The sequence below is a fragment of the Bacillus sp. FSL K6-0255 genome (assembly GCF_045040725.1).
In the GTDB taxonomy this organism is placed as follows: domain Bacteria; phylum Bacillota; class Bacilli; order Bacillales; family Bacillaceae; genus Bacillus; species Bacillus subtilis.
The window spans coordinates 1213388-1238881 of the sequence record NZ_CP150278.1 but is presented as its reverse complement, the minus strand read 5'-3'; the positions used below and the strand labels follow the sequence as shown (position 1 = coordinate 1238881).

Annotated in this window: 29 protein-coding genes, 1 tRNA gene, 4 pseudogenes and 1 riboswitch; of the genes and pseudogenes, 20 read left to right on the top strand and 14 right to left on the bottom strand. The window is 40.8% G+C overall.

Annotation, left to right across the window (positions count from 1 at the left end):
• Nucleotides 1-6: 6 nt before the first annotated feature.
• The gene (gene manP / locus MHB62_RS06425) at nucleotides 7-1959 is read right to left on the bottom strand and encodes a PTS mannose transporter subunit IIABC (protein ID WP_032721362.1); all 1953 of its coding nucleotides are present in this window, start codon (nucleotides 1957-1959) and stop codon (nucleotides 7-9) included.
• Nucleotides 1960-2108: 149 nt separating this feature from the next.
• Nucleotides 2109-4055, bottom strand: coding sequence for a mannose transport/utilization transcriptional regulator ManR (gene manR, locus MHB62_RS06420; RefSeq protein WP_032721360.1), 1947 nt, complete (start codon nucleotides 4053-4055; stop codon nucleotides 2109-2111).
• Nucleotides 4056-4605: 550 nt separating this feature from the next.
• On the opposite strand from manR, the gene MHB62_RS06415 reads away from it, so the two are divergent.
• Nucleotides 4606-4953 (top strand): Ig-like domain-containing protein, encoded by a 348-nt coding sequence (locus MHB62_RS06415; RefSeq protein WP_003232839.1) that lies wholly within the window; start codon nucleotides 4606-4608, stop codon nucleotides 4951-4953.
• Between the two features lie 148 nt (nucleotides 4954-5101).
• Here the strand turns inward: MHB62_RS06415 and MHB62_RS06410 are convergent, their stop codons facing one another.
• Entirely contained in the window at nucleotides 5102-5857 is a 756-nt protein-coding gene (locus tag MHB62_RS06410) for an SDR family oxidoreductase (protein ID WP_003245148.1), read from the bottom strand.
• A 236-nt stretch (nucleotides 5858-6093) separates the two neighbouring features.
• Nucleotides 6094-6411 (bottom strand): putative quinol monooxygenase, encoded by a 318-nt coding sequence (locus MHB62_RS06405; RefSeq protein WP_080010590.1) that lies wholly within the window; start codon nucleotides 6409-6411, stop codon nucleotides 6094-6096.
• 432 nt (nucleotides 6412-6843) lie between these two features.
• Between MHB62_RS06405 and MHB62_RS06400 the strand changes: the two are divergent.
• From MHB62_RS06400 to MHB62_RS06390, 3 genes and pseudogenes are all read left to right on the top strand, one after another.
• Nucleotides 6844-7139: pseudogene (locus tag MHB62_RS06400) on the top strand (contact-dependent growth inhibition system immunity protein).
• Nucleotides 7140-7538: 399 nt separating this feature from the next.
• A complete protein-coding gene (locus tag MHB62_RS06395) occupies nucleotides 7539-7739 on the top strand; it encodes a hypothetical protein (RefSeq protein WP_015715692.1) in 201 nt (66 codons plus the stop codon).
• A gap of 128 nt (nucleotides 7740-7867) precedes the next feature.
• On the top strand, nucleotides 7868-8383 hold the full coding sequence (locus MHB62_RS06390; RefSeq protein WP_014476481.1) for a hypothetical protein: 516 nt from the start codon (nucleotides 7868-7870) through the stop codon (nucleotides 8381-8383).
• 45 nt (nucleotides 8384-8428) lie between these two features.
• Here the strand turns inward: MHB62_RS06390 and MHB62_RS06385 are convergent.
• Nucleotides 8429-8538 (bottom strand): annotated as a pseudogene (locus MHB62_RS06385) (peptidoglycan-binding protein); the annotation flags it as partial.
• An 85-nt stretch (nucleotides 8539-8623) separates the two neighbouring features.
• On the opposite strand from MHB62_RS06385, the gene MHB62_RS06380 reads away from it, so the two are divergent.
• The 4 genes from MHB62_RS06380 to MHB62_RS06365 all read left to right on the top strand — a co-directional run bounded on the left by MHB62_RS06380 (nucleotide 8624) and on the right by MHB62_RS06365 (nucleotide 10528).
• Nucleotides 8624-8827, top strand: coding sequence for a hypothetical protein (locus tag MHB62_RS06380; RefSeq protein WP_128422176.1), 204 nt, complete (start codon nucleotides 8624-8626; stop codon nucleotides 8825-8827).
• 351 nt (nucleotides 8828-9178) lie between these two features.
• Nucleotides 9179-9418: a YolD-like family protein gene (locus MHB62_RS06375; protein ID WP_072557209.1), complete on the top strand. Its 240-nt coding sequence runs from the start codon at nucleotides 9179-9181 to the stop codon at nucleotides 9416-9418.
• 91 nt (nucleotides 9419-9509) lie between these two features.
• On the top strand, nucleotides 9510-10238 hold the full coding sequence (locus tag MHB62_RS06370) for a hypothetical protein (RefSeq protein ID WP_003232844.1): 729 nt from the start codon (nucleotides 9510-9512) through the stop codon (nucleotides 10236-10238).
• 53 nt (nucleotides 10239-10291) lie between these two features.
• A complete protein-coding gene (locus tag MHB62_RS06365) occupies nucleotides 10292-10528 on the top strand; it encodes a hypothetical protein (protein WP_003232845.1) in 237 nt (78 codons plus the stop codon).
• A gap of 32 nt (nucleotides 10529-10560) precedes the next feature.
• Here the strand turns inward: MHB62_RS06365 and MHB62_RS06360 are convergent.
• A pseudogene (locus tag MHB62_RS06360) lies at nucleotides 10561-10665 on the bottom strand (peptidoglycan-binding protein); the annotation flags it as partial.
• Nucleotides 10666-10801: 136 nt separating this feature from the next.
• Between MHB62_RS06360 and MHB62_RS06355 the strand changes: the two are divergent.
• From MHB62_RS06355 to MHB62_RS06340, 4 genes and pseudogenes are all read left to right on the top strand, one after another.
• On the top strand, nucleotides 10802-12580 hold the full coding sequence (locus MHB62_RS06355; protein ID WP_032677399.1) for a T7SS effector LXG polymorphic toxin: 1779 nt from the start codon (nucleotides 10802-10804) through the stop codon (nucleotides 12578-12580).
• Nucleotides 12581-12591: 11 nt separating this feature from the next.
• Nucleotides 12592-12984, top strand: a complete 393-nt coding sequence (locus MHB62_RS06350; protein ID WP_003232847.1) for a hypothetical protein — start codon at nucleotides 12592-12594, stop codon at nucleotides 12982-12984.
• Between the two features lie 33 nt (nucleotides 12985-13017).
• Nucleotides 13018-13326 (top strand): hypothetical protein, encoded by a 309-nt coding sequence (locus MHB62_RS06345; RefSeq protein WP_003232848.1) that lies wholly within the window; start codon nucleotides 13018-13020, stop codon nucleotides 13324-13326.
• A gap of 54 nt (nucleotides 13327-13380) precedes the next feature.
• Nucleotides 13381-13682, top strand: a pseudogene (locus MHB62_RS06340) (contact-dependent growth inhibition system immunity protein).
• 133 nt (nucleotides 13683-13815) lie between these two features.
• On the opposite strand, the gene MHB62_RS06335 reads toward MHB62_RS06340, so the two are convergent.
• A tRNA-Val gene (locus tag MHB62_RS06335) sits at nucleotides 13816-13888 on the bottom strand.
• A 172-nt stretch (nucleotides 13889-14060) separates the two neighbouring features.
• On the opposite strand from MHB62_RS06335, the gene MHB62_RS06330 reads away from it, so the two are divergent.
• Together MHB62_RS06330 and MHB62_RS06325 are read left to right on the top strand one after the other, a co-directional pair.
• Nucleotides 14061-15251: a DUF819 family protein gene (locus MHB62_RS06330; protein ID WP_029726265.1), complete on the top strand. Its 1191-nt coding sequence runs from the start codon at nucleotides 14061-14063 to the stop codon at nucleotides 15249-15251.
• Between the two features lie 69 nt (nucleotides 15252-15320).
• On the top strand, nucleotides 15321-15866 hold the full coding sequence (locus MHB62_RS06325) for a GNAT family N-acetyltransferase (RefSeq protein WP_003232852.1): 546 nt from the start codon (nucleotides 15321-15323) through the stop codon (nucleotides 15864-15866).
• Between the two features lie 32 nt (nucleotides 15867-15898).
• On the opposite strand, the gene metC is transcribed toward MHB62_RS06325, so the two are convergent.
• A complete protein-coding gene (gene metC / locus MHB62_RS06320; RefSeq protein WP_017695700.1) occupies nucleotides 15899-17071 on the bottom strand; it encodes a cystathionine beta-lyase in 1173 nt (390 codons plus the stop codon).
• The gene (gene metI / locus MHB62_RS06315) at nucleotides 17064-18185 is read right to left on the bottom strand and encodes a cystathionine gamma-synthase/O-acetylhomoserine thiolyase (protein WP_003232857.1); all 1122 of its coding nucleotides are present in this window, start codon (nucleotides 18183-18185) and stop codon (nucleotides 17064-17066) included. Before metI ends, metC begins: the two co-directional genes overlap by 8 nt.
• Before the next feature lie 67 nt (nucleotides 18186-18252).
• Nucleotides 18253-18373: riboswitch (SAM riboswitch) on the bottom strand.
• A gap of 167 nt (nucleotides 18374-18540) precedes the next feature.
• Between metI and MHB62_RS06310 the strand changes: the two genes are divergently transcribed.
• The 3 genes from MHB62_RS06310 to MHB62_RS06300 are packed head-to-tail and all read left to right on the top strand — an operon-like array spanning nucleotide 18541 to nucleotide 20241.
• On the top strand, nucleotides 18541-19263 hold the full coding sequence (locus tag MHB62_RS06310) for an esterase family protein (RefSeq protein WP_003232859.1): 723 nt from the start codon (nucleotides 18541-18543) through the stop codon (nucleotides 19261-19263).
• 36 nt (nucleotides 19264-19299) lie between these two features.
• On the top strand, nucleotides 19300-19815 hold the full coding sequence (locus tag MHB62_RS06305) for a YjcG family protein (protein ID WP_003232861.1): 516 nt from the start codon (nucleotides 19300-19302) through the stop codon (nucleotides 19813-19815).
• 3 nt (nucleotides 19816-19818) lie between these two features.
• A complete protein-coding gene (locus MHB62_RS06300; protein WP_003232863.1) occupies nucleotides 19819-20241 on the top strand; it encodes a GNAT family N-acetyltransferase in 423 nt (140 codons plus the stop codon).
• A 72-nt stretch (nucleotides 20242-20313) separates the two neighbouring features.
• On the opposite strand, the gene MHB62_RS06295 is transcribed toward MHB62_RS06300, so the two are convergent.
• Nucleotides 20314-20568 (bottom strand): hypothetical protein, encoded by a 255-nt coding sequence (locus MHB62_RS06295; protein ID WP_003232866.1) that lies wholly within the window; start codon nucleotides 20566-20568, stop codon nucleotides 20314-20316.
• Between the two features lie 116 nt (nucleotides 20569-20684).
• Between MHB62_RS06295 and MHB62_RS06290 the strand changes: the two genes are divergently transcribed.
• Nucleotides 20685-22964, top strand: coding sequence for an ATP-dependent helicase (locus tag MHB62_RS06290; protein ID WP_032677401.1), 2280 nt, complete (start codon nucleotides 20685-20687; stop codon nucleotides 22962-22964).
• A 73-nt stretch (nucleotides 22965-23037) separates the two neighbouring features.
• Here the strand turns inward: MHB62_RS06290 and spoVIF are convergent, their stop codons facing one another.
• The 4 genes from spoVIF to yjcA all read right to left on the bottom strand — a co-directional run bounded on the left by spoVIF (nucleotide 23038) and on the right by yjcA (nucleotide 24497).
• Nucleotides 23038-23292, bottom strand: coding sequence for a sporulation-specific transcription regulator SopVIF (spoVIF, locus tag MHB62_RS06285; protein ID WP_003232870.1), 255 nt, complete (start codon nucleotides 23290-23292; stop codon nucleotides 23038-23040).
• A 132-nt stretch (nucleotides 23293-23424) separates the two neighbouring features.
• Nucleotides 23425-23571, bottom strand: a complete 147-nt coding sequence (yjcZ, locus tag MHB62_RS06280; protein ID WP_015252337.1) for a sporulation protein YjcZ — start codon at nucleotides 23569-23571, stop codon at nucleotides 23425-23427.
• A gap of 81 nt (nucleotides 23572-23652) precedes the next feature.
• Complete coding sequence (locus tag MHB62_RS06275) at nucleotides 23653-23859, bottom strand: hypothetical protein (RefSeq protein ID WP_017695696.1); 207 nt, start codon at nucleotides 23857-23859, stop codon at nucleotides 23653-23655.
• Between the two features lie 281 nt (nucleotides 23860-24140).
• Complete coding sequence (gene yjcA / locus MHB62_RS06270) at nucleotides 24141-24497, bottom strand: sporulation protein YjcA (protein WP_003232879.1); 357 nt, start codon at nucleotides 24495-24497, stop codon at nucleotides 24141-24143.
• A 159-nt stretch (nucleotides 24498-24656) separates the two neighbouring features.
• On the opposite strand from yjcA, the gene MHB62_RS06265 reads away from it, so the two are divergent.
• Both MHB62_RS06265 and MHB62_RS06260 read left to right on the top strand, forming a co-directional pair.
• Nucleotides 24657-25043, top strand: a complete 387-nt coding sequence (locus MHB62_RS06265) for a spore coat protein (protein WP_021479535.1) — start codon at nucleotides 24657-24659, stop codon at nucleotides 25041-25043.
• 39 nt (nucleotides 25044-25082) lie between these two features.
• A complete protein-coding gene (locus MHB62_RS06260; RefSeq protein WP_015252340.1) occupies nucleotides 25083-25406 on the top strand; it encodes a hypothetical protein in 324 nt (107 codons plus the stop codon).
• Nucleotides 25407-25494 lie beyond the last annotated feature (88 nt).

Below are 25494 nucleotides of genomic sequence, written 5' to 3'. Positions count from 1 at the left end.
CCCGCTTTATTCGATTTCTTCTAGCAGCTTGTATGCTTCTTCTGTTGTTTGCACGGAGAGCAGCCGCTCCCTATAATTGTCATCCATTAGCTTTCGAGATAGCATCTGCAGTATTTTGAGATGCTGGTTTCCCCTGCTCTCTTTCGGTACAGCAATCATAAAGATTAATTTAGCTTCTGATCCATCCAGGCTATTCCAATCAACGCCTGATCGTTTGATCCCAAAGGCAACACTCGGCTCCCTGACCGTCTCAGACTTTCCGTGCGGAATCGCGATATTCATGCCAATCGCCGTTGTTCCCTGTTGTTCACGATTCAAAATGGCTTGTTTAAACCCGCTCTCTGAAAGCAGCGCACCTCTTCGGGACAATTTCTGAATCAATTCATCTATGATGTCATCCCTCGTTTCCCCCGATAAATTTGGTTCAATTAATTCCGGGCTGATAATGTCTGTCAGTTTTTTAAATTCCGACATCTCAGCTTTTTGGCTTTGAATTGGCTGCTTTATTTCATTTGCTGCCGCAGCTTCACTTGGCGCGGAGGGCGGTGCAGTTTCACTGAGCACAGGAGACGCCGTAATATCCTTTTTTAGTACATTGACGAACAGAGCAGTGACAAGAGATCCTGCAATCACAGCAATAAAAAACATCAAGACATGATCAACTGCGCCAAGCACTGCAACGATAGGTCCGCCGTGCGCCACTCTGTCTCCCACATTGCCAATCATGGCTATCACAGAACCTGTCATTGAGCCTGCCATAATACTTGGAATAACGCGCAGAGGGTCCTGCGCCGCAAATGGAATCGCTCCTTCAGTAATGCCGAAGAGACCCATCGTAAATGCCGCTTTCCCCATTTCTCTTTGAGATGCCTCGAATTTTCTTTTTCCTAAAAACGTCGCAATGCCAAGGCCAATCGGGGGGATACAAATGGCGACAGCAATTGGTCCCATAATTTCATAATTTCCTTCTCCAATCATTGCCGATCCAAACAGAAACGCCACCTTATTTACAGGACCGCCCATATCAAATGAGATCATCGCCCCTAAAATCAATGCCAGTAGGATCGAGCTCGACCCTTTCATCCCCGCCAGCCAAACTGTTAAAGAGGCGAAAATTTGAGCTACAGGCGCGCCGATCAAAAACACAAACGCTAAACCTACAATCAGTGATGCAAACACCGGAATAATAATAATCGGCATAATCGGCTGGATTGCTTTTGGAACTTTTAATTTTTTGATCCAAAGTGCCGCGTATCCAGCCAAAAATCCGGCAATAATCCCCCCGAGGAATCCGGCGCCGCTTGCGCTGTCATAAAAACTTCCAGTCGCCGCAATATAACCGCCGATCATCCCTGGCACAAGTCCCGGTTTATCAGCGATGCTATAGGCGATATAGCCGGCTAAAATCGGAATCATAAATGAAAATGAAGCACTGCCGATCTGTTCAATCGTTTTCCAGAAGGAATCATCCGGAATAACTAAGCCTTTAGGTGTTTTCTCCCCTCCAAGCGTTAATGCAACCGCTATCAATAATCCGCCGACAACAATGAAAGGAACCATAAATGAAACACCGTTCATTAAATGACGGTAAATTGGATTTTGTTTCTTCTCCTGATGATTACCGGATTCCGATTTTGTAGCGGAACGATAGACCGGTATATCCCCGTTAAGAGCTTTTTGAATCAATTCTTCCGGTTTGCGGATGCCGTCCTGTACCCCCACAGACAGCAGTTTTTTGCCTATAAACCGGTCTTTGTTTACCGAGCGGTCTGCAGCAATAATGATTGCGTCCGCTTCGCGAATTTCCTCTTCGGTTAGCTTATTTTCAACACCAATCCCTCCCTGGGTCTCAACTTTGATGCTAACGCCCAGTCTGTCAGCAGCTTTTTGCAGATTTTCCGCTGCCATATACGTATGGGCGATTCCATTCGGACAAGATGTAATCGCTAACAGTTTCATAGGAAACCTCCTTTAAAGTGTGAATAATAAGATCTTGTCTCAACTGTATACCGAAATCAGCTCATTAAAATCGCTTTTTTTACCATAGGTTCCGGTAATAAAGGCATTTTTCCCTATAACAAAAAAAAAGCAAGGAATAATCCCTGCTTTTAATAATCCAAATGAGATAAAAATGTCATGACATTGGCTTCTTTCGTCAGCTTCTGGACGAAGGCCGGCTGCTCGCTAAGATATGAAAGCTCGCTAAACAGCTGCTTTGTCATGGTTTGATCCTCGTGTTTGACAGCCAGCATAAAAACGAGCGAAACTTTTTCATTTCCCCATTCAAGCGGCTCCTTTAATGTGGCAATCGCGATTGCTGATTGTTTAATAAATTTAGCGTTTGCATGAGGAATGGCAATGCCTGACCCAATATTTGTCGCCGACATTTTTTCCCTCATCACCGCATGAACCGCATAGTCCTTATCAACATAGCCTTTCTCAAACAAAGCTGTCGCCAGCTGTTCGATTAACTTGTAGCGATGCTCCGCCTCCTGCTGCAAAAAAACCAAAAAAGGAGTCGTATTGTTCAGCATCTGAAACGTTTTTTGTTTTTGGCGGTGTGATTCGCCCAGCTGACGTATAAACGCACTTAATTTCTTCTCTTCGCCAGGCTCTAAAAGCGGAGATACAACAATATGGGGAACCGTTATATTCTCCAGCGCAATGGTGGATATGACAAGATCAATATCCTCATGCTTTTTGATATAATCCTTTAAATCGGCCTTTGCAATACAAGCCATTACAGCGATTTGATGACATTTCCGTTCAATTTTTGTCCTCAGCAATTGTGACATCCCAATCCCCATGTGGCAGACGATAACCGCCTTTTTATGTGTCTCGCTGCTGCCCTGCATCCGTTCGATCGCTGCCTGAAAATGCAATGTCAAATATGCTGCCTCTTCCTCAGGAATATGAAGATCAAAAGTTTGATTGATGTCTTCCAAAACATCAATGATGAGGTGGAACAAATAAGGGTACATCTTTTTGATGTCATTGAGCATAGGATTTGCTACAGAAAGATCGTAGCTCAGCCGTTGTAGCACAGTATTGAGATGAATGTTCAAACCATTGATCAAATCCTGATCCTTGTGAAAATCCATCATTTTCAGCTCTGAAACACGATTGATTAAATGCCCTACAACCTTAGGAAGCACAGCATTTTCAAGGTTCTCTTCTGTCTGCAATGGATAACGAACCTTACCGCCCAATATATGTAATGTTAAGTACACGGCTTCTTCTTCAGGGAAGCGAATTGCAAAAACCGGTTCAAGCCGCTGTAAACAAGCAAATGTCCATTGATATTCTTTCTTCTTTTTTACTGCCGCCATTTCTTTTGGGGACAATGAAATCGGCTGCTTCATTTTGATGCGGCGGACCATTAACAATGTATGCAGCAACAAACTTTCAAACGTTTCGTCTGTGAAATAGAGGGAATGCTTTTTTTGTAGTGATTTGATTTCTTTCGTCACAAAGTCTACTTCATAATGTAAAAACTTACTTTTAATAAATTGGCTGGTAAACGCTGTATTGTGAATCAAATCAGATATTCTTGCCAATGCCTTTCTTTTATTTCTTTCGTTCCCTTCAACCTTTAATCCAAGCCGCTGCCTAGAAACCAGTGTGAGATCAAAACGCTTCAGCCACTCTTCTACTGCGTATAAATCCTTTTTAATGGAAGATCGATTGACAAAATGCCGAGCGGCAATGTCTTTTGCGGAAACAGGCTTCGGATTCATTAATAAGTCATAAGCAATGTGCAGCATTCTTTCCTTATCGCTCCGCTGCCTAGAAGAAAAATGTTCAGTATGTAATTGTTGGCTTAGCCAGGTCCTTTCCTGTTCTTCTATATGTAAATAAACGCCCAACCCTGGTTTTCGAATAAGCTGTGCATGAGAATGCTCATTGAGATAATCCTCGATCACTTTCAAATCATTCCGGATTGTTTTTTCAGAACACTGTACCCTATCTGCGAAATCTTGCACAACTAAATAGTCATCAGGTTCAGATAACAACAGATACAAAATCTCTTTTTGTCTTGTATTTATGTATTCCATCTGTTTTTCTATCCTTCCTGTCAGTATCTACTTGAGCAAATTGATAGTATAAGTATACTATATAAGAAACCGTTTACATTATAAAACAAAATCATAGAGACAAAAGTTTCGTTTTTTACCGAAGCTTCCGGAAAAAAGCGATTTTTATACTCTTTGAGTTTGCTATGTAATGTATATTCAGCAGAAATTCATAAAAATACTCCAATTCTTCACCTATTTAGAACGAAGATTTTCTAATGTATGAGTACGAAAGTAAGAACATGATGAAGAAAAGTGATTTGGTATCTTCGGGGATAAAGTGCAGGTAACAAAATTTCCACACGCTCAACAAACTAATACCCATCAAATGTGTGCTATTAACATTTTAAGGATGGCCATTCTCTCTCAGCAATTTTCCATCATAAATACAAACTCTGTGCAGGGCACACAATATTCTTAGCTCAAATCAATTGATCGTTCACATATTATTAACATTTATTTACAAGGAAAATAATTACTTTTATTGAATTGTTATAGTGCAAGACAAAAAACTTTAAAGGAGTGTTTCAAAATGAATTTCAAAAAAACGGTTGTTTCTGCTTTATCGATTTCTGCGTTAGCTCTGTCGGTCAGCGGGGTAGCTTCAGCTCATGAAATAAACTCCACACCTACTGAAGTAAAGAACATTTCTATTTCACCTACACATGTTATCAAGATTCAAGACTATAATTTACCTCTAAAAGTTGGAGAAACCTATTCTGTTAAAAATAATTCAGCTACTCGTTATTGGACTGATAACCAAAAAGTTGCTGAAGTCGATCAAAATGGTTTAGTGACGGCTAAATCAAAAGGGAAAGCCACGATTACTTTGTTTAAAGGTACTGCAGTATTCGGAAAAGTATATGTAACGGTTTATTAATCTTTATCCGCCAGATTTTCTGGATGCAAAACATGCATGAATAAAATAAGGTCCCCCTCTAAAAAGAGAAGGGACCTTATTTTCGCTTCAAGTTTAGATTTAGTTTTGGGAATACATCATACATTGGTGTATACCGTGTTTCATTAGCTTAGCCCCGAATAAATCCACCTTCTGAATGAATAATTTGTCCAGTTATCCATTCAGCCTCATCACTTGCAAGAAAGGCAATCATTCGTGCTGCATCATCTGGTGTGCCAATACGCCCCATTGGAAATTTAGGTGAAAGAAAATTTCTTATTTCATCTGTCATCCATGTAGAATCTGTTGGACCTGGGTTTACGGCGTTAACAGTGATGCCCAATGGTGCAAGTTCTTGTGATAACGACCTAGTAAATGCAGAAATAGCTCCTTTAGTTGCTGCATACGCTAACTCCCCAGGCAAAGGACCTAAATCCTGCCCTGATGTCATATTGATGATTCTTCCTGATATTAAATTAGATTTTTTAAACCGACGGGCGAATTCAACACAAAGAAGAAAATTCGATCTCATATTAACCGCATAATGCTCATCAAGTGATTTAGCATCTAACGATACATAATTATCACTTGCGGAATGAGCTGCATTATTAATAAGGATGGAAGGATATCCTAATTTATCTGAAATTTTTTCATGTATTGTGAATGCAGCATGTGCATCTGATAAATCAATTTTCATTGCCTCACAGCGGACACCCATACGTAAAATTTCTTGTTGAAATTCTTCTATCCAGGCCGTATCAGAATTCCAGTGAGTAAAGAAGATATGTATACCCTGTGAGGCTAACTTACGACAAATAGCCGTACCAATATCCCCTTGACTGCTTGCTCCTGTAATTAGTGCAATTTTTTCTTGAGAATGACTCATTATTTTAACCTCCAATTTATAAGGAGTATCTCCATTATGATGGTAACAAGCTATCCAAAGAATATAATCCATTAAATCAAACAGAGCTGACTTTGAATACATTTTAAAATCAGCTTAAAAAAACATTTTCGTCTCAAAAAATATTAAATAGAAAAAATAAGAGTTGGACAACAATTTACTACTTAGTCACAAGTGGCTGATACTAAGTCATTGAATGTCTCTTTTTAAAGAGCCTTTCAATCATTCACATTGCTTTTCATTAACCATTCTACTTCCGTTAATTCTTGTTTTTGAACGTCTATTGTGTGTTTTTTTGTGAAATGGATTTTCACAGCTTCTTCGTTTTCCCAAATCTCCCAAAGCATTATTTTACGTTCTGATGGCTCAAGCGGATAAGCATGGAATGTAATACAACCCTCTTCTTTGTTCGTTTCTTCCTCAAGTTTTTTGAATTCCTTCATTATCTCATTAAGGTCTTTATCACTGATGATTTTTAAACATGCCGTTATGTAATGCATCGAAATTCCCCCTCCTATCATTTTATGGCTTTTCATTATAACATTTTCTTGAAAAATAAAAACAACCCCCGACATTAAGGCAGCGATTTAAGGGGTAATAGTAGAGTAATGAATGCGATTGACGGTACTATATTTGGTGTTAAAGACTTAGTCGTGGGGGTATGGGAACCGACGAAGAACTGATTCAAAGACTAGCTAAAAGCAAAATGAGTAACAAGAAGATTTCCAGTTCATCATCATTTAAAAATAAAGCACTACAGAAAGAGCTGTTAATAGTACTCTTAATTTACAGTTAGATAGAAAAATGGTTAAATTGTGATAAGAACAAGCCTTTATACTCCTATAAAGGAAATGAAGATTTAAGAAGAGAAATAGCCAAGGGAGAAGATACAATTACTGTTTTAACAATTGCTAAAATTTATTGAAAAGGTATCTTTATATTAACTGGTTAGCCAACGAGATGATATCATGATAGATACAAACTTATCTGAACCTGTATTTCATTTTCTAGGAGGTATATTTCATCAAGATATAGAAACTCCAGAGTCAGCACTGGACGAATACTTAGAAGAGATTCCAAAAGAAGAGCAAAAAACTGATATAGTAGCATTAAAAGATTTTACAGTGATTATTTGGATGAAGACAAGAATGATTTTATAGATGAAGCTGCTGACGGAGTGGACATTCTTAGTTACGGAGTATCTCCATTAGTATGGCTCGAACAAGTTATTCAAATAATAGAAAAGAATATTGAAACCTTATAATCCATTAAACCTAGCATAAAAATAGGGCTGATTTTGAATTCACTTCTTAATCAGCAAAAAAATTTTCGTCCTCAATTCGTCCCTATGTAGACACAAAGCTAACAAATATAACTAAATAAAAAACCCTTGTTACGCAAGGGTTTAAGCTATGATTTCGACTGGTCTCAAACCAGGGGCCTCTCCCCCTGTCACAAGGTAGCGATTATATTCTAACATTAAGCTGGCTTGCACATGCCCGCTTAACCCCGAGTAACGCTGCTACCACTATACACTTATGGTCTGCTGGATAAGGGAAACATCATTTCATATACCATTAGACATATTACGGATTGCTCAATTTTTATATAACTGTTGGAAACGGTTTTTCCGTCTGCGATAATTAAATAAGAGGTGAAATCAATGAATGGTATAGAGTTTTTAGAGTCCGTGTCTCAACTGGGACAAATAATTTTATTATTCTCCGGCTATGCCCTTTACTGGAGATTAGGTAAAACAAAAAAAGAACGAAAACTTACAAAATACGAAACTTTTCTTAGATTCTTTGTAATGTTCGGGATATTTGCATGGGCACTTTCGTTTCTTGCTTTGCACTTGTGGTAACAATCTTCTGTCGATATTTGACTTATTATGTCTAATTTGTTTAATTCTAAATAAAACTCCCTTTTTCTTGAAAAAATGTATGTTACTATTGAATTGCTTTACCATTTCAAAAAAGGGGGAGTTCACACATGTTGAAAAGATTGTTTTTTCTGGCGTCGATTTTCTTTCTTGCTATTGCCACAATTGCACCAGCAGCTTCAGCAACACAATTGAATCCGGAGGACGGTTTAGATGGCTTAACTGAAGAACAAATTGAAAAATCTGTTGCAGAAGTTGAGTACATCTTTACTAAAATTTTAGTTTTTGACAAAGAGACGGGATATACAGTCAATGAGGACGAGCTTGAAAAAGCTCCTTATCCTCCAGCTCAAAAAGAGGGCATGATTGCTTTCGCTAATTATATGAATAAGGAATATAATTATACCGATGTCAAAATCAATAGTGTTCAAGGATGTTTAGAAGATGCACTTAACTTAAGTAAAGGTGCTTTAAATCAAGTTCAAAAAGCCATTCAAAACGGAGATTGGTTGACTGTTGTAGGATTTCTAGGAACTATAGGTTTAGCAGTTTCCCCACCAGCAGTATTTGCATTCTTCCTACTCTGTGGTGCTCCAGTGGCAAAGATTGCTCCACAAGAAAATTGATAAATGAATTTTAAACCCCTTCTACAACAGAAGGGGTTTAATTTTTTATAATTTCGCTTCAAGTTTCGCTTTAGTCTTAGGTCCATAAATACCGTTAGCTTTTAACCATTCATCAGTTGGAACCGTTTAACCGCGTTTGCGATTTTTGATCCGTAGAATATGAGATTCAATTAAACACCACCATTGCATATATAAAAAAAGATAAAACGGTCGTAGAACATCTTTATACAGAAAGTGTAAATGACAAAAGTTCCATGGAAACAGAAAATTTTAAAAACCTTATGTTTGTTTGGAGAGAAAAGTTCGCCAACAACTCGCGAATTTGATAAACCTGCTTTATTAAAGCAAAGTAAAAAACCCTTGCTGCACAAGGGTTTAAGCTATAATTCCGACTGGGCTCGAACCAGCGATCGCTACCCTGTCAAGGTAGCGATTATGTTCTGATACGAACGTATGTTTCATTTCGAAACCTTATTTTATAGGGTTTTCTGACAAATGTTTCTGATAAAAAATCTTCTGTTTTGACTAAAAATGAACAAGTTGGTCCCCAATTCGTCCCCATCTGTCCCCAAATAGCATTATAACTTACCGATTCTTTTTCTAATTAGGATTACACTACAGTCTTGATATTCCATTATTTTCTCCGTTAATTAAGGAACGTTTGTTCGCATATAATTTATCCAAGGAGATGATCAGAATGAGTCAAGGAATTTACGACAAGAGATGGGAACAAAAATTCATATTGCCTGAGCAAAGGGCTGCCCTTTTAAACAGAAAGAGAGAGAAGTTAAGAAAATCGAAAAACCCATTCTCGATGAATACCTGCTCGAGGAAATGGCACGCACTATTTGCGAAGCCATGGAATTTAACTCGCTTCTGGTCATCACTGTATACAGAGATGGCTTTATAGAAGAAATAACAGGACATGTCCATTTCATAAACGAAGTGAAACAGAAGTTTCATGTGAAGGATTTAAAAGGTGATACAAATTTAATTAAATTGTCTGATATTACAAACGTAAAGAATCTTTACTAACAGAATACATCTTGATAATAATCACATCCTATGGAATAATTATCATTATTTAGAAAACAATTAATATTTTATAAAACCTTTGGGGGCAATTATGAAAGAATATGAAGAGAAGTATCAAGAAACAAAAGCAAAACACTTAGTTTTATGGAAAGACCTTATCTCTAAAATATTTGATGGTGTGCCTACTTCTCAAATGACAATTACTGACCGAAGTCATATAGTTCGAATATTACATAAGATAGGGAGTAGTGAAGCTGATAATCATACTTTTATGCCAGCAGGTGGCGGGGATGATCTAACAGATTCTGTTTTTTCTTCTGAAGATGGACGTATAGAATTAAACTTTAGCGGTAATGTTTTAATAGTAAATCCTACAAAATTATCTTTCCATCCAATTGGAGAAAATCCTGAATGGTGGTATTTTAGACTAGATACTAGCTCGTTTAACCGTAGTAAAGTATATGAAGATCAGCAAGATGAAGAAACTAATACTCATCAGCTTATCGATGAGAGCGAACTTCATTGGTCTGTGCATTTCAACGGAGAAGAAGTTCTTGAATTAACCTCTGGAGAATATGAAGACCGCTCATTATGGGAAGAAGGTTTTTTAGGATATGATGAAGATGGCCGAGAAATAAAAATGCCAGATACCACTCGTATTGTGACAAGAATGATTAACGGTGGTTCGTTTGTAATTTTCCCGAAATATTCTCTATATAACAGAAACTCAGCAACTTATGATGGCCGCCATAATAAGGTAACTAACGAAGAGTTTGCTAGCTATATTAAAGATGTAGTTGCAAGTTTAGATAAAAAATAGGCATGTATAAAAAATAAAACCCTGCTCTTATAGAGAAGGGTTTTTCTATTAAGATGTACCTTCCAAAAGTTCAGTTCACTCATCATACAGTCGATACTTCTTCCGGCCTGCTTCTAATTAATGGTAAAATCACTTCCAAGAAAATTGCAAACATTGATAAAACGGCTAAGGATGCAATCGCCAATTCTGATTACACGTTTGTAAAGTATGGAGGTAACCGCCACGGCCATATGGAATTACGATTCACTGCAACCGGAAACTGGTACACACATCACGTTTCTATTAAATAAGAGAAAAAGCCCTCCCAATCGGGAAGGGCTTTTTATTTAAGAAGGGATTCGAGCTTCGCTTTAGTTTTCGGGCCATAAATGCCATTAGGATTTAAACCATTCATCAGCTGGAATCGTCTTACTGCGTCATTAGTTTCCAAACAAATAATCCGAATAGGTAAATTGACACAGATCAAATTATTCATTTCACACTTTTGAATTACATCGCTGTCTATTTCTTCATTTTCCCATGGTAAAATCTTGTTGGAGCTATTCAAACGAAAGGATATGATCATGAAAGTATTTGAAGCCAAATCACTGCTTTCAGAAGCAGATAGACGTGCAAAGGAATACAAAGAATTAAGAAGTCAGATGGTCAATCTAAAAAAGGCTTTTAAAGCTGTAGCTGATTTAGATGACAGTGAGTTTTCTGGAAAAGGTGCCGACAACATCAAAGTATTTTACCAAGATCATGCCGGTGTAGCTGACAATTGGATTGACTTACTTGATATGAAAATTGCTTTCTTAACAAGCATTTCAGGCACTTTAGAGGACGCCAGCTTGTCTGATGCATACATAGAAGAATCCTTCTTAGAACACGAGCTGGCTAACGCCTACACAAAATCAAAATCCATAATGTCTGAACAAAAGAAAATGATGAAAGATATCTTACATGATATCGACGATATTCTTCCGCTTGATTTGTTCTCGACAGAAACCTTTAAAGACGAACTTGCCGATGCGGAGAACCAACGCAAAAAAACAGTCAATAAAGTAGGCAGTGTTGATGAAGCACTTGTTTCTGAATATGCTCAGTCAGAGCCAAACGAGCAATTCATCAAGAAGGACTTTCAAAAGCTTGAGGAATCCACAGGAAAAGGGAAAAACGCCACACCGATTCACTATAACGCCAAAGCGTACAGAGAGAGTGACATACATAAGAAAAAAGGCGATATTGAAAAACAGACTGAAGCTTATTTGAAGATCAAGAAAGATGAAGCGAAAGAACGAGAAATCAAAGAGCTGAAAAAGAAGCTAGCTGACGGAGTGACGGATCCAGATGAATACTTAGACATTGCCAAGAAGGTCGGCTATGAGAACCTTACCCCTGAACAGCTTGAATTTGTTTCATTTCTTGAACAGCGTAAAGCTTTCATGGATAACGGAAAAGAAGTGTTGCAAATCATAGGTGATGGCGCCAAGGGTGCGATTGTTGGTATATACGATCTTGCCAAGGATACCGGTGAAGGAGCCATTCAATTCGGATGGAATATCGGTTGGACAATTGACAACTTAAACAAGGAGCCTCAAAAAGTGCTGGATACCGTTTTGGAATACGACTATCAAGCTGCCTTTCAAAGTATGGTTGACACATTGAAGGATAATTGGGATAAAAAAATGATTCACGGGGATGCATATACACGGATGCACTATGTTACTTATTTGGGCGGAAGTCTTCTGTTATTGAAAGGTGGAAAGTCATCTGTCTCAACAGGCTCGAAGGATCTTGCTAAAGTTGGGAAAGCAGCTAGTGAAAAGATTAAGAATGGCAATCCATCTGTCAAACCTTATGTTAATCGATATACTCCTGCATTAGAAGGGATTCTACAAGACGCCGGGAATACTATTAACGTTAAAAATACGCCGCTCCTAAAAAGAATAGCCGATTCCACTAAAGATAGTGTATTCTTTAAATCAATCAATGGTAAGTCATCAAACAACAAGACAGTTAAAAAAGGCCTTTCCAAAAAATCAAGAGAAGTCGCGCTTCCAAAGGTAGATACATATGAACAAGCTAGAAATGAGGCGCTAAATCTAATTGGTGATTTAGGAATAGATTCAAAACCTTTTATAGGTACTTTATCTAAAAGCGCAGGCTTTGGTAAAGTTACTGGCCGAATGTCTGGAGATAATAAAGTCCTTTGGAGATTAGATTATGACCCCGAAAAGGGACCTCATATAAATGTTGAGGATTATAGAAATGGAAAAGGAGATAAGGCAAAGAAATATTATATACCTTTTAACGGAAACGAAGATACTTATAAATCCCTTTTAAAACATTTAAATAAATAGGAAGTGTTAATATGACTTTATACGAAGAATGTCTAGAAGCTCTTGGAGATAACAAAGAAGTCCTCACTATTTCTGAGACACGCAAATATCATGAACAACTTGGCGAAAGCTTCCCCTTCACATCATGGGGAAGAATTAAATGGGATGAAGTAACTACTCACAGATCTATTGATTATGCTGAAGATATCGACGAATGGTTAATTGAGAATAAAATAGATGACAAAAATGTTATTCTCCTCTGGGCTTATGGTGATTATCCAGCTGTAAAAACCAGCTTAGACAACGCTTTAAACGTAATTGATGATGTAACTGCTGTAGGTTCAGATACTTTCATGTTCAGCGAATCTGGTTATGTTATTGAATTTTTCCATGATGGAGATGTAACAATAGGAAAAGCAAGCTGAAAATAATAGCCCTTCTTAGTTAAGAGGACCAATATGAACTTAGAGAAAAAAATGGAAGCTATATTAATTAAAAGAAAAGAACTTAATCTTAATGATGACTATGAAATTCAAAAGAGTTGGGATGAAATAATTGAAGTACTCTCAGAAAATGAGGAAAATTCAATTAGCTATCTAGAAAATTGTAATAAAGAAGATTTATATTGGATCAGTGAAGTATTTGAAGATTTAGCTGAAAGTTTGCAAAGTAAAGAACTTATTAATTGTTTAAGAAAATTAGATGAAAAGTACCCTGATTTAGAAATGACAAATGATATTGATATAGCAGAAAGTTATATAGAATAAGATACGTACCATCTCTCAGATTTAAAGTTACCAGTTTCTTGGTGGTGATAAGTAATGATAGAAATCGAAGTTTCTGATTCTGTATTTGGATTCCTTGGCGGTTATTTTCATCAGGATATTGATTCTCCAGAATCAGCACTGGACGAATACTAGAAGAGATTCCAAAAGAAGAGCAAGAAACTGATATAGTTGCATTGAAAGATTTTATTAACAGCGATTATTCGGATGAAGAAAAGAATGATTTTATCGATGAAGCTGCTGACGGAGTGGACGTTCTTAGTTACGGCGTATCTCCAATCATATGGCTCGAACAAGTTATTCAAAAAATCGAAAAGAATATTGAAACTTTAACCTAGCATAGAAACAGAGCTGATTTTGAATTCACTTCAAAATCAGCTTAAAAAAACTTCCGTCCCCAACTCGATGAATGATGACAAAATCAATAAATAGGCAAAGTAAAAAACCCTTGCTACGCAAGGGTTTAAGCTATGATTCCGACTGGGCTCGAACCAGCGACCTCTACCCTGTCAAGGTAGCGCTCTCCCAGCTGAGCTACGGAATCATGATATGTATGTGTTGCTGGGTATGTTATTGTCTTTCTGACAAGTTCTATTATATAACCTTCCCTTCTATTCGTCAACTGCTTTTTTAGAAAAACTTTTTTTGGACTTGCTGTTCCGTTCCCCGGCTATTATAATATGTCTTAATTTTCCAACAATAGAGGTGATGGGGTTTTGCATTCTTTGATCTCTTCCGATGATGTTTGGGTATTATGGGGGTTTATTGCGGTGTGGGCGGCAGTGAGTATCGGGCTGGAGCAGCGCTTTAAGTGGGCTTCTGCTGTGTCGGGCGCTATTATTGCCCTTGCAGGTGCTATGGTGTTTACAAATGTAGGAGTGCTTCCTGTTGAGTCGCCTGTGTATGACACTGTGTGGTCTTATGTGGTACCACTGGCGATACCACTTTTATTGTTTCAGATCAATGTTAGGCAAATTTTTAAGGAAAGCAGGCGTTTGCTGTTTATTTTTCTGATTAGCTCCGTTGGAACAGTGCTTGGCAGTATCCTGGCTTTTTTTCTACTCAAACAGCATATTCCCTATCTCGATAAAATCGGCGGGATGATCAGCGCCTCTTATATCGGCGGCGGGGTCAACTTTGCGGCGATGGCGGCAAAATTTGAGACGCCTGGTGAATATGTGTCGGCTACCGTTGTGGCTGATAATTTTATGATGGCGCTTTTGTTTTTTATTTTAATCAGCATTCCTGCACTCAAATGGTTTCAGCGGCATTATGCCATGCCGTTTGAAGAGAAGGTAAAAGCCGATGGAAACAGCGGAAACAGTGCTGAAAGCTATTGGAAACGGAAGGATATTTCCTTAAAGGATATCGCATTTAATGCCGGTGCCGCTTTCGCACTTGTTGCGGTTAGTATGAAGGTTTCCGGTTATTTTAAAAGCATTTTTTCTCATCCCCTGCTGACCGGTACGCTTGGCGATCAGTACCTGGTGCTTACGTCTTTAACTGTTCTTATCATTTTTCTTTTCCCGCGTTTTTTTGAAAGGCTCAATGGATCTCAGGAACTTGGAACCTTTTTGATTTATTTGTTTTTTGTGGTGATCGGCATTCCTGCAGATCTCCGCTTAATCGTCACGAATGCGCCTCTTATTCTATTATTCGTGTTTATCATTGCGATCAGCAATTTAGCAGTTTCCTTAGCTGCCGGAAAATTGTTCCGCGTGCGGCTTGAAGAAATTCTGCTCGCCGTCAACGCTACTGTCGGGGGACCGACGACTGCGGCTGCGATGGCAATTGCCAAGGGATGGCGGGAGCTTGTCGCCCCGATCATGCTTGTCGGTACGCTCGGCTACTTAATCGGCAACTATGTTGGCACTTTTATTGGAAATTGGTTTTCTTCCTTCTTATAAAAAGGATATTTGCATTTCCCTGAGAATAATGTAAGAGGAAAGCTGACACGAGAACGGAGAGATCACTGTATGTTAAAAGGAAAAACCATTTATGTTAGACCTTTAGAAGTAACGGATGCCGAAGAAAATCTGCGGCTGCAAAGCGAAAATCGGGATTTTTTCGAACAGTTTTCTATGATACGCGCAGACGATTACTATACGGTTGAGGGGCAAAGAAAACGGATAACCGAGTATCAGGAAAGACTTGAGAAAGATGAAGAATATCATTTTGGCATCTTTACAGCGTCAGACGATAGATTAATCGGGACGGTTTCGCTCTTTCAAATCATCCGTGGCGCGTTGCAAACTGCGTTCATCGGGTATTTTTTAGACAAAGCCCATAATGGAAAGGGCATTATGACAGAGGCAGTCAGATTGGTTGTTGATTATGCGTTCCACGAATTGAAACTGCATCGGATTGAAGCCGGTGTGATGCCCCGTAATCTCGGGTCCATGCGTGTTTTAGAAAAAGCGGGATTTCATAAAGAAGGCATCGCCCGAAAAAATGTAAAAATTAATGGCGTTTGGGAGGATCATCAAGTCCTCGCGATTCTGAATCCTGATGACGAACAATAATAAAAGAAGCCGGGCCATCCCCGGCTTCTTTTTTAACGAACCGCAACTGGAGCAATTTCTTTCAGCGCTTGTTCGAAATCGTGTTCTAAATCGTCTGCATGTTCGACGCCCACACTCAGACGGAGCAGGCCATCAGTGATACCGCGTTTTTCACGCTCTTCCTTAGGCATTGCCGCGTGAGACATCGTTGCCGGATAGGACAAAATCGATTCCACGGCACCAAGGCTGACAGCGAAGACCGGCAGTGACACATTCTCGACTAACTTCTTAACGGCCTCTTTGCTTTCAAGCTCAAAAGATAGTACGGCGCCCGCTCCCGTTGACTGGCTTTTATGGGTTTCAGCGCCGGGATGATCAGCCAGTCCCGGATAATACACGCGCTTCACCGCCGGATGCTTCTGGAAAAATTCCGCAAGCCGCTGGGCTGTTTGACTCGCTTTCTCTAAACGGACCTGCAATGTTTTTAATCCGCGCAGGACAAGCCAGCAATCCTGTACGCCAAGGACGGCGCCGAACGCGTTTTGCAGCTTATACAGCTGCTTCCCAAGCTCTTTATCTTTGACAGCAGCCAAACCTGAGAGCACATCGCTGTGTCCGCTTAAGAATTTTGTCGCGCTGTGAAGTACAATATCCACGCCGAGGTCAAGCGGTCGCTGCAGTGCCGGTGTCATGAATGTATTGTCCAGAAAGGTCAGACAGCCGTTTTCTTTTGCAAGCTGAACAACCGCTTTAATATCCGTAATCCCAAGTGTCGGATTTGACGGTGTCTCCATATAAATGACCTTTGTGTTCGGCTTGATGCTCCGCGCCACTTCATTACGATCCGTCATGTCGACAAACGTATGCTCAATGCCAAACCGGGTCAGCACCTCTGTCACCATACGGAAGGTTCCGCCGTATACATCTTCTGTCACAAGAACGTGATCACCCTGTGACAGCAGTAAAAATGCTGTTGAGATGGCAGCCATGCCTGAACTGAAAGCAAATCCTCTTGTTCCGCCTTCCAATGCGGCAATTGTTTCTTCGAGAGCTGTTCTTGTCGGCGTGCCAGAGCGGCTGTAATCATATGCCCCGAACTCTTCAAATGAAGATTGGTGAAAAGTCGAGGCGTGCTGAATCGGTACACTGACCGCCCCGGTTCCGCCGTCTGTTTTAAATGGATTGTGCACGAGCTGGGTTTCCAGCGTCCAATTGTGTTTACTCAAATGAAACAGCTCCCTCTTTGACCTGACATAATGCCTGTTTTAGATCCTCTTTTAAATCTTCCGCATGTTCAATACCGACAGAAAAGCGCAGCAACCGATTGCACACCCCGTTTGCGATGCGGATCTCTTCAGGAATATCCATGTGCGTCTGGGTCGCAGGGTATGTAATAAAGCTTTCCACCCCGCCGAGGCTTTCTGCAAAACAAATGGTCTTCAGTGCTTTTAAAAACGGATTGACCCATTCTTCTTTTTGCAGACGAAAGGACAGCATGCCGCCTTTTCCGGGATACAGCACATCCGAAATTTCTTCCTGCTCTTCTAAAAACGCCGCAAGCTCCTGCGCGTTTGCCTGATGCTGACGCATTCTGAGGCTCAGCGTCTTCATTCCTCTCATCAGAAGCCACGAATCAAATGGCGGCAGGACGGCACCGATCGCATTTTGATGCTGAAACATTTCCTCTCCGAGCCGCTCATCCTTCACCACGACAAGTCCAGCAAGCAGATCGTTATGCCCGCCTAAATACTTGGTTGCGCTGTGAATGACAATGTCAGCTCCCAGCTCAAGCGGCCGCTGCAAGACCGGTGTATAAAATGTATTATCTACGATCAGCAGAAGACCGTGCTCCTTTGTAATCCGGGCAATATGTTCAATGTCCGCCTCCTGCATGAGGGGGTTTGTCGGCGTTTCCACAAACACCGCTTTTGTATTCGGCGTAATCTTAGAGCGTAAACAGTCCTCATCGCTGAAATCATCATAATGAAAAGTCAATCCGTATTTTTTCCATTCATTTTCAAATAAACGGTACGTGCCGCCATATAGGTCCGATGAAACGATCAGTTCATCTCCGCTTTTAAACAGCGCCATAATCGTTTGGATAGCAGCCATTCCCGAACTAAAAGCAAGCCCTCTCGCGCCGTTTTCTAAGTTAGCGATGGCGTCCTCAACAAGCTGGCGTGTCGGATTTTTTGTGCGGACATAATCAAATCCGGTAGATTCTCCGATCCCTCTGTGGCGGTATGCTGTTGATAAATAGATAGGAGCACTCACTGTTCCCGTGACTTCATCGCTACGGTTCCCAATTTGAGCTAATTTCGTTTCAACGTGCTGTGACATATAGCTGACACCTTCCCTTTTCAAAATAAAAACCCCTTCTTCATAAGAAGAAGGGGTTTAACGCTTCTTCTTATCTTCCAAGCATAAAAAACGCTTGCTGGATTTAGCACCTTGGCGCTTTGCACATGCAAAACAAGCCGGTTGCTGAGGTTTCTAAGGGCCAGTCCCTCCACCTCTCACGATAAGAAATATCGATTTCAATTTTCTGATTGTTTTATATTAGCGCAATTCACAGTTTATTTCAACACTTTTTTCTTCGTGTGCCGAACCGTTTAAAGAGAGAAATTTCTAATAATTCATGGTACAATAATTGAAAATGCAAGAAAGTATAGTGATGTCCTGGAGGAATGTTTTTATGGCACCGAAAAACGGCACAGTGCAAGAAAAGAAATTCTTTTCAAAAGAGCTTAACGAGGAAATGACCTTGCTTGTTTATCTGCCGTCCAACTACTCCCCGCTTTATAAATACCATGTCATTATCGCGCAGGACGGCCACGATTATTTCAGGCTGGGGAGAATCGGCAGACAGGTTGAGGAATTGCTGTCGAAACGCGAAATAGACCGGAGCATTATTATCGGTGTTCCTTATAAGGATGTAAAAGAGCGCAGAAACACCTATCATCCGGAGGGTTCAAAATTTTCGGCTTATAAACGGTTCATCGCCCATGAGCTCGTTCCTTTTGCAGATGATGAGTATCCAACCTATCAGATCGGTTACGGCCGAACGCTGATCGGTGATTCGCTCGGAGCGACCGTGTCACTTATGACAGCGCTTGATTATCCGAATATGTTTGGCAACATCATCATGCAGTCTCCCTATGTTGACAAACACGTACTAGAAGCCGTGAAACAGTCAGGCGATATCAAACACCTCTCTATTTATCACCAAATCGGAACAAAAGAAACTGACGTCCACACGACAGACGGGAACATTCTGGACTTTACAGAACCGAACCAGGAGCTGAAGCAGCTGCTGGAGAAGAAGCTTTCCGATTATGATTTCGAGCCATTTGACGGAGACCACAAATGGACATACTGGCAGCCGCTCATCACCCCGGCGCTGAAAAAAATGCTTTAACACTCTATCATACTTTATTTCCAGGAGGGACATAATATGAAATACGGAATCGTTTTATTTCCATCAAAAAAGCTCCAAGACCTTGCAAACTCTTACAGAAAGCGCTATGACCCAAGCTACTCTCTGATCCCGCCTCATTTGACGCTGAGAGCATCCTTTGAATGCGCGGAGGAGAAAGCGGATCAGCTCGTATCACATTTAAGAAACATCGCAAAAGAGTCCCACCCACTCGTTCTCAAAATGACAAAATACAGCTCATTTGCGCCTGTCAATAATGTCATTTACATCAAAGCAGAACCGACGGAAGAGTTAAAAACACTCAATGAAAAGCTATACACCGGTGTGTTGGCAGGAGAACAGGAATATAATTTCGTTCCGCATGTGACGGTCGGCCAAAACCTTTCCGACGATGAGCATTCAGATGTGCTGGGACAATTAAAAATGCAGGAAGTGTCGCATGAAGAAATCGTTGACCGTTTCCACTTGCTTTACCAGTTGGAAAACGGATCGTGGACAGTATATGAAACCTTCTTGCTAGGCAGAGGAGAATAATGTTTGAAAGCAGTTATCGCAAAAAATGAAGAACAACTGAAAGATGCATTCTATGTAAGAGAAGAAGTCTTTGTCAAAGAACAAAACGTGCCTGCTGAAGAAGAAATTGACGAACTTGAAAATGAGTCAGAGCATATCGTCGTGTATGACGGTGAAAAGCCTGTCGGTGCCGGAAGATGGCGCATGAAGGACGGCTACGGCAAGTTAGAGCGGATTTGCGTACTGAAAAGCCACCGCTCAGCCGGTGTCGGCGGCATCATTATGAAAGCGCTCGAAAAAGCCGCGGCAGACGGAGGCGCTTCCGGTTTCATTTTAAACGCGCAAACACAGGCTGTGCCGTTTTACAAGAAACACGGGTATCGCGTGCTTTCTGAAAAAGAATTCCTCGATGCCGGCATTCCGCACTTACAAATGTTGAAGGACTGAACGCATCCGGATCTTTTGAGATCCGGATTTTTACTGCATATAAAAAAACCGTTCTCTCGTATGAACGGTTTTTTATACATATCGATTAATATATGTGCCCATTCCTTTTTCTCGCAACCTCTTATAAAGAGAGCGCTTACGTTTCATCTCGTTTACTTTTCTTTCAGCTGCCGTTTGATTCTCCTGCTGCTTTTCCAGTTCTTTGTATACCCGCTGAAACGGGACATAGCTGATTTTTTCGGTTCCGGCATAATCCTGCTTATGTCCAATCGTTCTATTAGCATATTGAGCGTATTGCTGGTTCTGAATTTGACCTGCATATATCATACAATACCCACCCCTCTGCTGTCTCTTTTCCCTTAAACTTACTTTTTGAAACACATTTCTTTTGATATGATAGTCATTGTCTGTAATGAACACCTTTTGATTGGGAGGACCCCTTTTTGAAATGCGCCCGACTGAATGATAGAATCATACATTTACATACATATTCGAGAGAACATTATCAATTCCTCTTTGAAGAGGGAATAAAAGGACATTTATTTTGTTCTCATTGCGGAAAGCCCGTTTTGTTACGGCTTAACATCGCCGATCCGCCAGAGTTTATCCATCGCCAGCCAGGCGATTTTCCGGCATGTGAGGAGGCGTGCGAACCGAAGCCCTCTAAAGAGGGGAAAAAAGAAGATGATCAGGAATCTGGTGTCATTCGTTTACCCAAGGGAAAAGCGATCGCCGCTGACCCGTCCCCAGCTGTTACAGAATGGCACCGTCCTAGAAGCATTAAACCAGGAACACCATTTGTGCCAAAAACAATAGAACCCGATACGAGCCTTTTTCCGTCTGTCGGTTTAAACACGGATCAGCTGAAAGCTGTCACGGAAACAGAGGGCCCGCTGCTCGTGCTTGCAGGTGCGGGGAGCGGAAAAACACGGGTGCTGACAGCCCGTGCCGCCCACATGATCGAACACTTAGGCATACCGCCTGAAAATATGCTGCTTGTCACCTTTACAACAAAAGCTGTCGCTGAAATGAAAGAGCGTATGGCGAACCAGTACGGATTACAGCCGGCAAAAGTCAGAAGACTTGTGACAGGAACATTCCACAGTCTGTTTTATAAGATCTTGTATCACTCTAATTCTGCTAAATGGAACGGTGAGCATCTGCTGAAAATGGAGTGGCAGCGGGAACAATATATCAAAAAAGCACTCTATGAAGAAGGCATCGATGAGAAAGAATTCCCAGTTGACCAAGCTCTGCAGCAGATCGGTTTTTGGAAAAACACTTATGTCCCAAATGAACGCATCCCTCTAAAAGATGAGTGGGAAAAACAAGTTTATCGTTTATATGAACATTATGAACGCCAGAAAAAAGAACACAGCCAATTTGATTTTGATGACATGGCTTCAGCCTGCTATGAATTGTTTATCGAGCGGCCTGACCTTCTGGAACAATATCAATCTCGGTTTACGTATATCTTAATTGATGAGTTTCAGGACATTAATCCGGTTCAATACAAAATCATGCAAATGCTCGCCAGTCCGGAGCAAAACCTGTGCTGTGTCGGAGACGATGACCAGTCCATCTACGCGTTTCGCGGAAGCAATCCGTCTTTCATTCTTGATTTTCAAAAGGATTATCCGGGAGCGAAGACGATCTATTTAACTGCGAACTACAGGTCTACGCACCCGATCGTCTCTAGTGCTGATATCGTTGTGAAAAAGAACAAAAACAGATATGCCAAAACGCTTGAAGCGGCCCGCGATGACATTCAGGTCCCTGTGCTGTTTTATCCTTATGATGAAGAGGAAGAAGCCACAATGGTCGTTTCCGATATCAAAGAAAAAATTCAAAATGGAGCCATTCCAGAAGACTTTGCGGTTCTTTACCGCACAAACAGCGGAGGCCGTGCTATTTATGAAAGGCTTCATCAATCGTCAATTCCGTATACAGCTGACCGCGGCGTCCAATCGTTTTACAGCAGACGGATCGTCCGCCAGATTCTCGCCTACTTGTATGCCAGCCAAAATGAGGATGACACCGAGGCGATTAAACACTTGCTTCCCGCCTTGTTTTTAAAACAGTCCGCTTTGAATACGCTGAAGGCCCTCTCGATTACAGAGGACTGTACCATGATCAAAGCGCTGGCCAAATTGCCTGATCTGAAGCCATTCCAGCTGGACAAAATCAAGAAAATCGTACCGTTTTTCGCAAGCCTCCGCACAATGAAACCCGTAGAAGCCATCACCTTTGCAGAAGGAAAAATGGGCTTCTCCGAGTATTTAAAAAAGCGGGGCAATGAGGGCAACAAGCTGGAAAAAGGTTCCGATGACCTGCGCGACATCAAGGTTGTCGCCAAGAAGTTCAAAACGATTCCTGACTTTCTTGCCCACGTAGACCATATGAGGGCCGCTGAGAAAAACAGAACGGATGAACATGGCGTTCAGCTGATGACCATTCACCGGTCAAAAGGCCTTGAATTCAAAACAGTCTACGTGTTAGGCACTGTAGACGGCTCGATTCCGCACGATTTCTCATTAGAAACGGCAAGAAAAGGAGACGAGGCCGCTCTTGAGGAGGAAAGACGCCTTTTATATGTAGCCATGACCCGGGCGAAACAGCATTTATATTTGTCTTGCCCCGCTAACAGGCGCGGCAAAACAGCCAACCGCTCAAGATTTTTGTATCCCCTGCTACAAAAAGCAAGACAGCCCTTGCATCATTAACAGCCCGGCAGATTACTGCCGGGTTTTTACTGTAAAAAAAGGCCCGCTGCAGTGAGTCAGCCAGGCCATCCACTTATTTATTATCCATCATTTTAGAAATCGTGCCAAAATCAAGCTTTTCTTTTCCGCTTGTAATAGATTCCACAATTTTATCTTCTAATTCTTTTGGCACGCGTCTGTTTGCCATCTGCGCTACGCGGTTAATCACACTGCGAACTGTATTTTCATCTTTAAAATTAGCGTTTTGGAGTGATCCGGCAAGATTCATTACATCCTGCATCTTCACACCTGTTTTCTTTTCGATGTTCTTAAAAAATTGATTATCCATAATGCGCCTCCTTTTGGCGGAGTAATACGGTATTGTATGAATGCACATAATACAATGTGCTTTTCCAACATTTTTAAAAATAAACACAAGGCAAGGAAGCACGGGTTATAACCCGTACTTCCTCAATACATCTTAAAAGAAAGATGCACCTACGATGATGAGGAGAATGAATAATACGACCAACAAAACAAATGTTGAACCATAGCCGCCGCCGTAACCGCCAGCATAACCGCCATAACAGCCGCCGTAGCCGCCGCCGAATCCGTATCCAAAGCCCATAGATAAGCACCTCCTTTACTCTCTATACACTATGTGAGCTGCTTGGATCGGCTTGGATATTCGCATAGGGCGTTTGCGGATTTATGATTGATCATATTGAGCTTGATGTTTCTTAAGTAAGGCCTCCGTTTTTTCAGCCAGCTCTTCAATCTCATCTTCAAATTCCAGACCGGCTTTATCAAATGCATCCAAGTCTTTTCTGATACGGCCCATCGTGTCTTCATACTCTTTTTGCTTTTGTTCGTGTGGTTCATATCTTCCTTCTATCCATTTTTCAAACTCATTCACTTTTATCCCCCCGCTTATGATATATGCTGAGCGAGGCCGCCCCGTTAAAAAAACAAAAAACCGGAGTTCTCCGGTTTCTTTGCCAGGCTATTGAGGCTTTTTCTTTTTATTTCCGCACCCGCAGCCTTTCTTTTTTATCTTTTTTGATTGATACGATGAATCTGTATATGGAGATTTTTGGGAAGGTTTATGATGTTGGCTCATTTTTGTCCCCTTCCTTTCCTTATGTCATATATGCTACTTTATGCTGATGCTAGTGAAAAGTTGCTGGTGGTAACGCCTCATTCTTGCAGCCATTTTGATACGAGCGTTTCTATGATGCCGGCAAGGCCGGCGATCGCCAAAAGTAAAATCAGCCACTGCGCCGCTTGCGGGATCAACGCCTGGCATAAAATCAAAAAGCCGGCGCACCACACGCCTGTGCACCAATAGCAGCTCAGCAATTCACCAATAAACGCCCTGACACCGGTTCCTTTAATCACGATATAGGTTTGAATATTCCCGTCCGCATCCTTTTCTTCCTTCTCTTCATGAAACAGACTGCGAAGCGGCGCCATAATCGTGTCAAACACCAGCAGGCGGGCGAGCCGAAAGACCGCAAGCGATAGAAGAACAATTGTCAGCCCATTTATAACCACTCGTTCACTCCTTTGCCAATCATGATCCCTTCACATATATGCGAAAACCCTATTCTTCATGAATTGTATCTTGTCCGGCAGAAAATTGGTTATTTTTATTATTCCGCTCTGCACCCCATTTGCATTATATAGAGTATGGATAAGAAAGGAGTGAAGGTTATGTCATTTGAAACAAAAATTGAATCCCTGCATCCTGACATATTTGAGCAATTATCAAGCGAATTCGAGCAGCAGATCGAAGTGATTGATTGCGAAAATATCACAATAGATACGTCACATATAACATCTGCCCTTTCTATACAAGCCTTGGTTACAACATTGATTATCCTGCTGACACAGCTCGTTATTGCCGACGAGGACTTGGCCGACACAGTAGCAAGCGAAATACTCATTCTCGATAACTCTCAAATCAAAAAAAGAACCATCATTAAAATTATCAACAGCCGAAACATCAAGATTACTTTGTCTGCAGACGAAATAATAACCTTTGTACAAATCTTGCTTCAGGTGTTAAACAGTATGCTACTTGAATTCGACATCCTTTAACCCTTTCTTTTCACAAACTAAAAGTTGAGGTGAGAACAAATGTCAGATAACGATAAAATCAAAGAAGAGCTTGAAAAGCTCCCAGAAGTTGATCCAATGATGAAAATGCTGGTCCAAAACATATTTGTAAAACACGGCATCACAAAAGACAAAATGAAAAAAGTATCAGATGAAGAAAAAGAAATGCTTTTGAATATGGTAAAAGACCTGCAAGCGAAATCAGCGGAGCTAGCTGAAAAACACAAGAAGAAAAAAGAAGAAGAAGCCGTACAAGAGCAAAAGAGCGATAAACCGCTTAGCCGCAGAGAGCAGCTCATTGAACAGCTCAGACAAAGACGGCAAAACAATAACAATTCAAATTAATCATAAAAAATAGGGCACATCATCAAGATAAATGCCTCAGTCAAAGTAAGAGGCTCGCTCATTTAATAACAGTAAAAGAAAAGGAGGA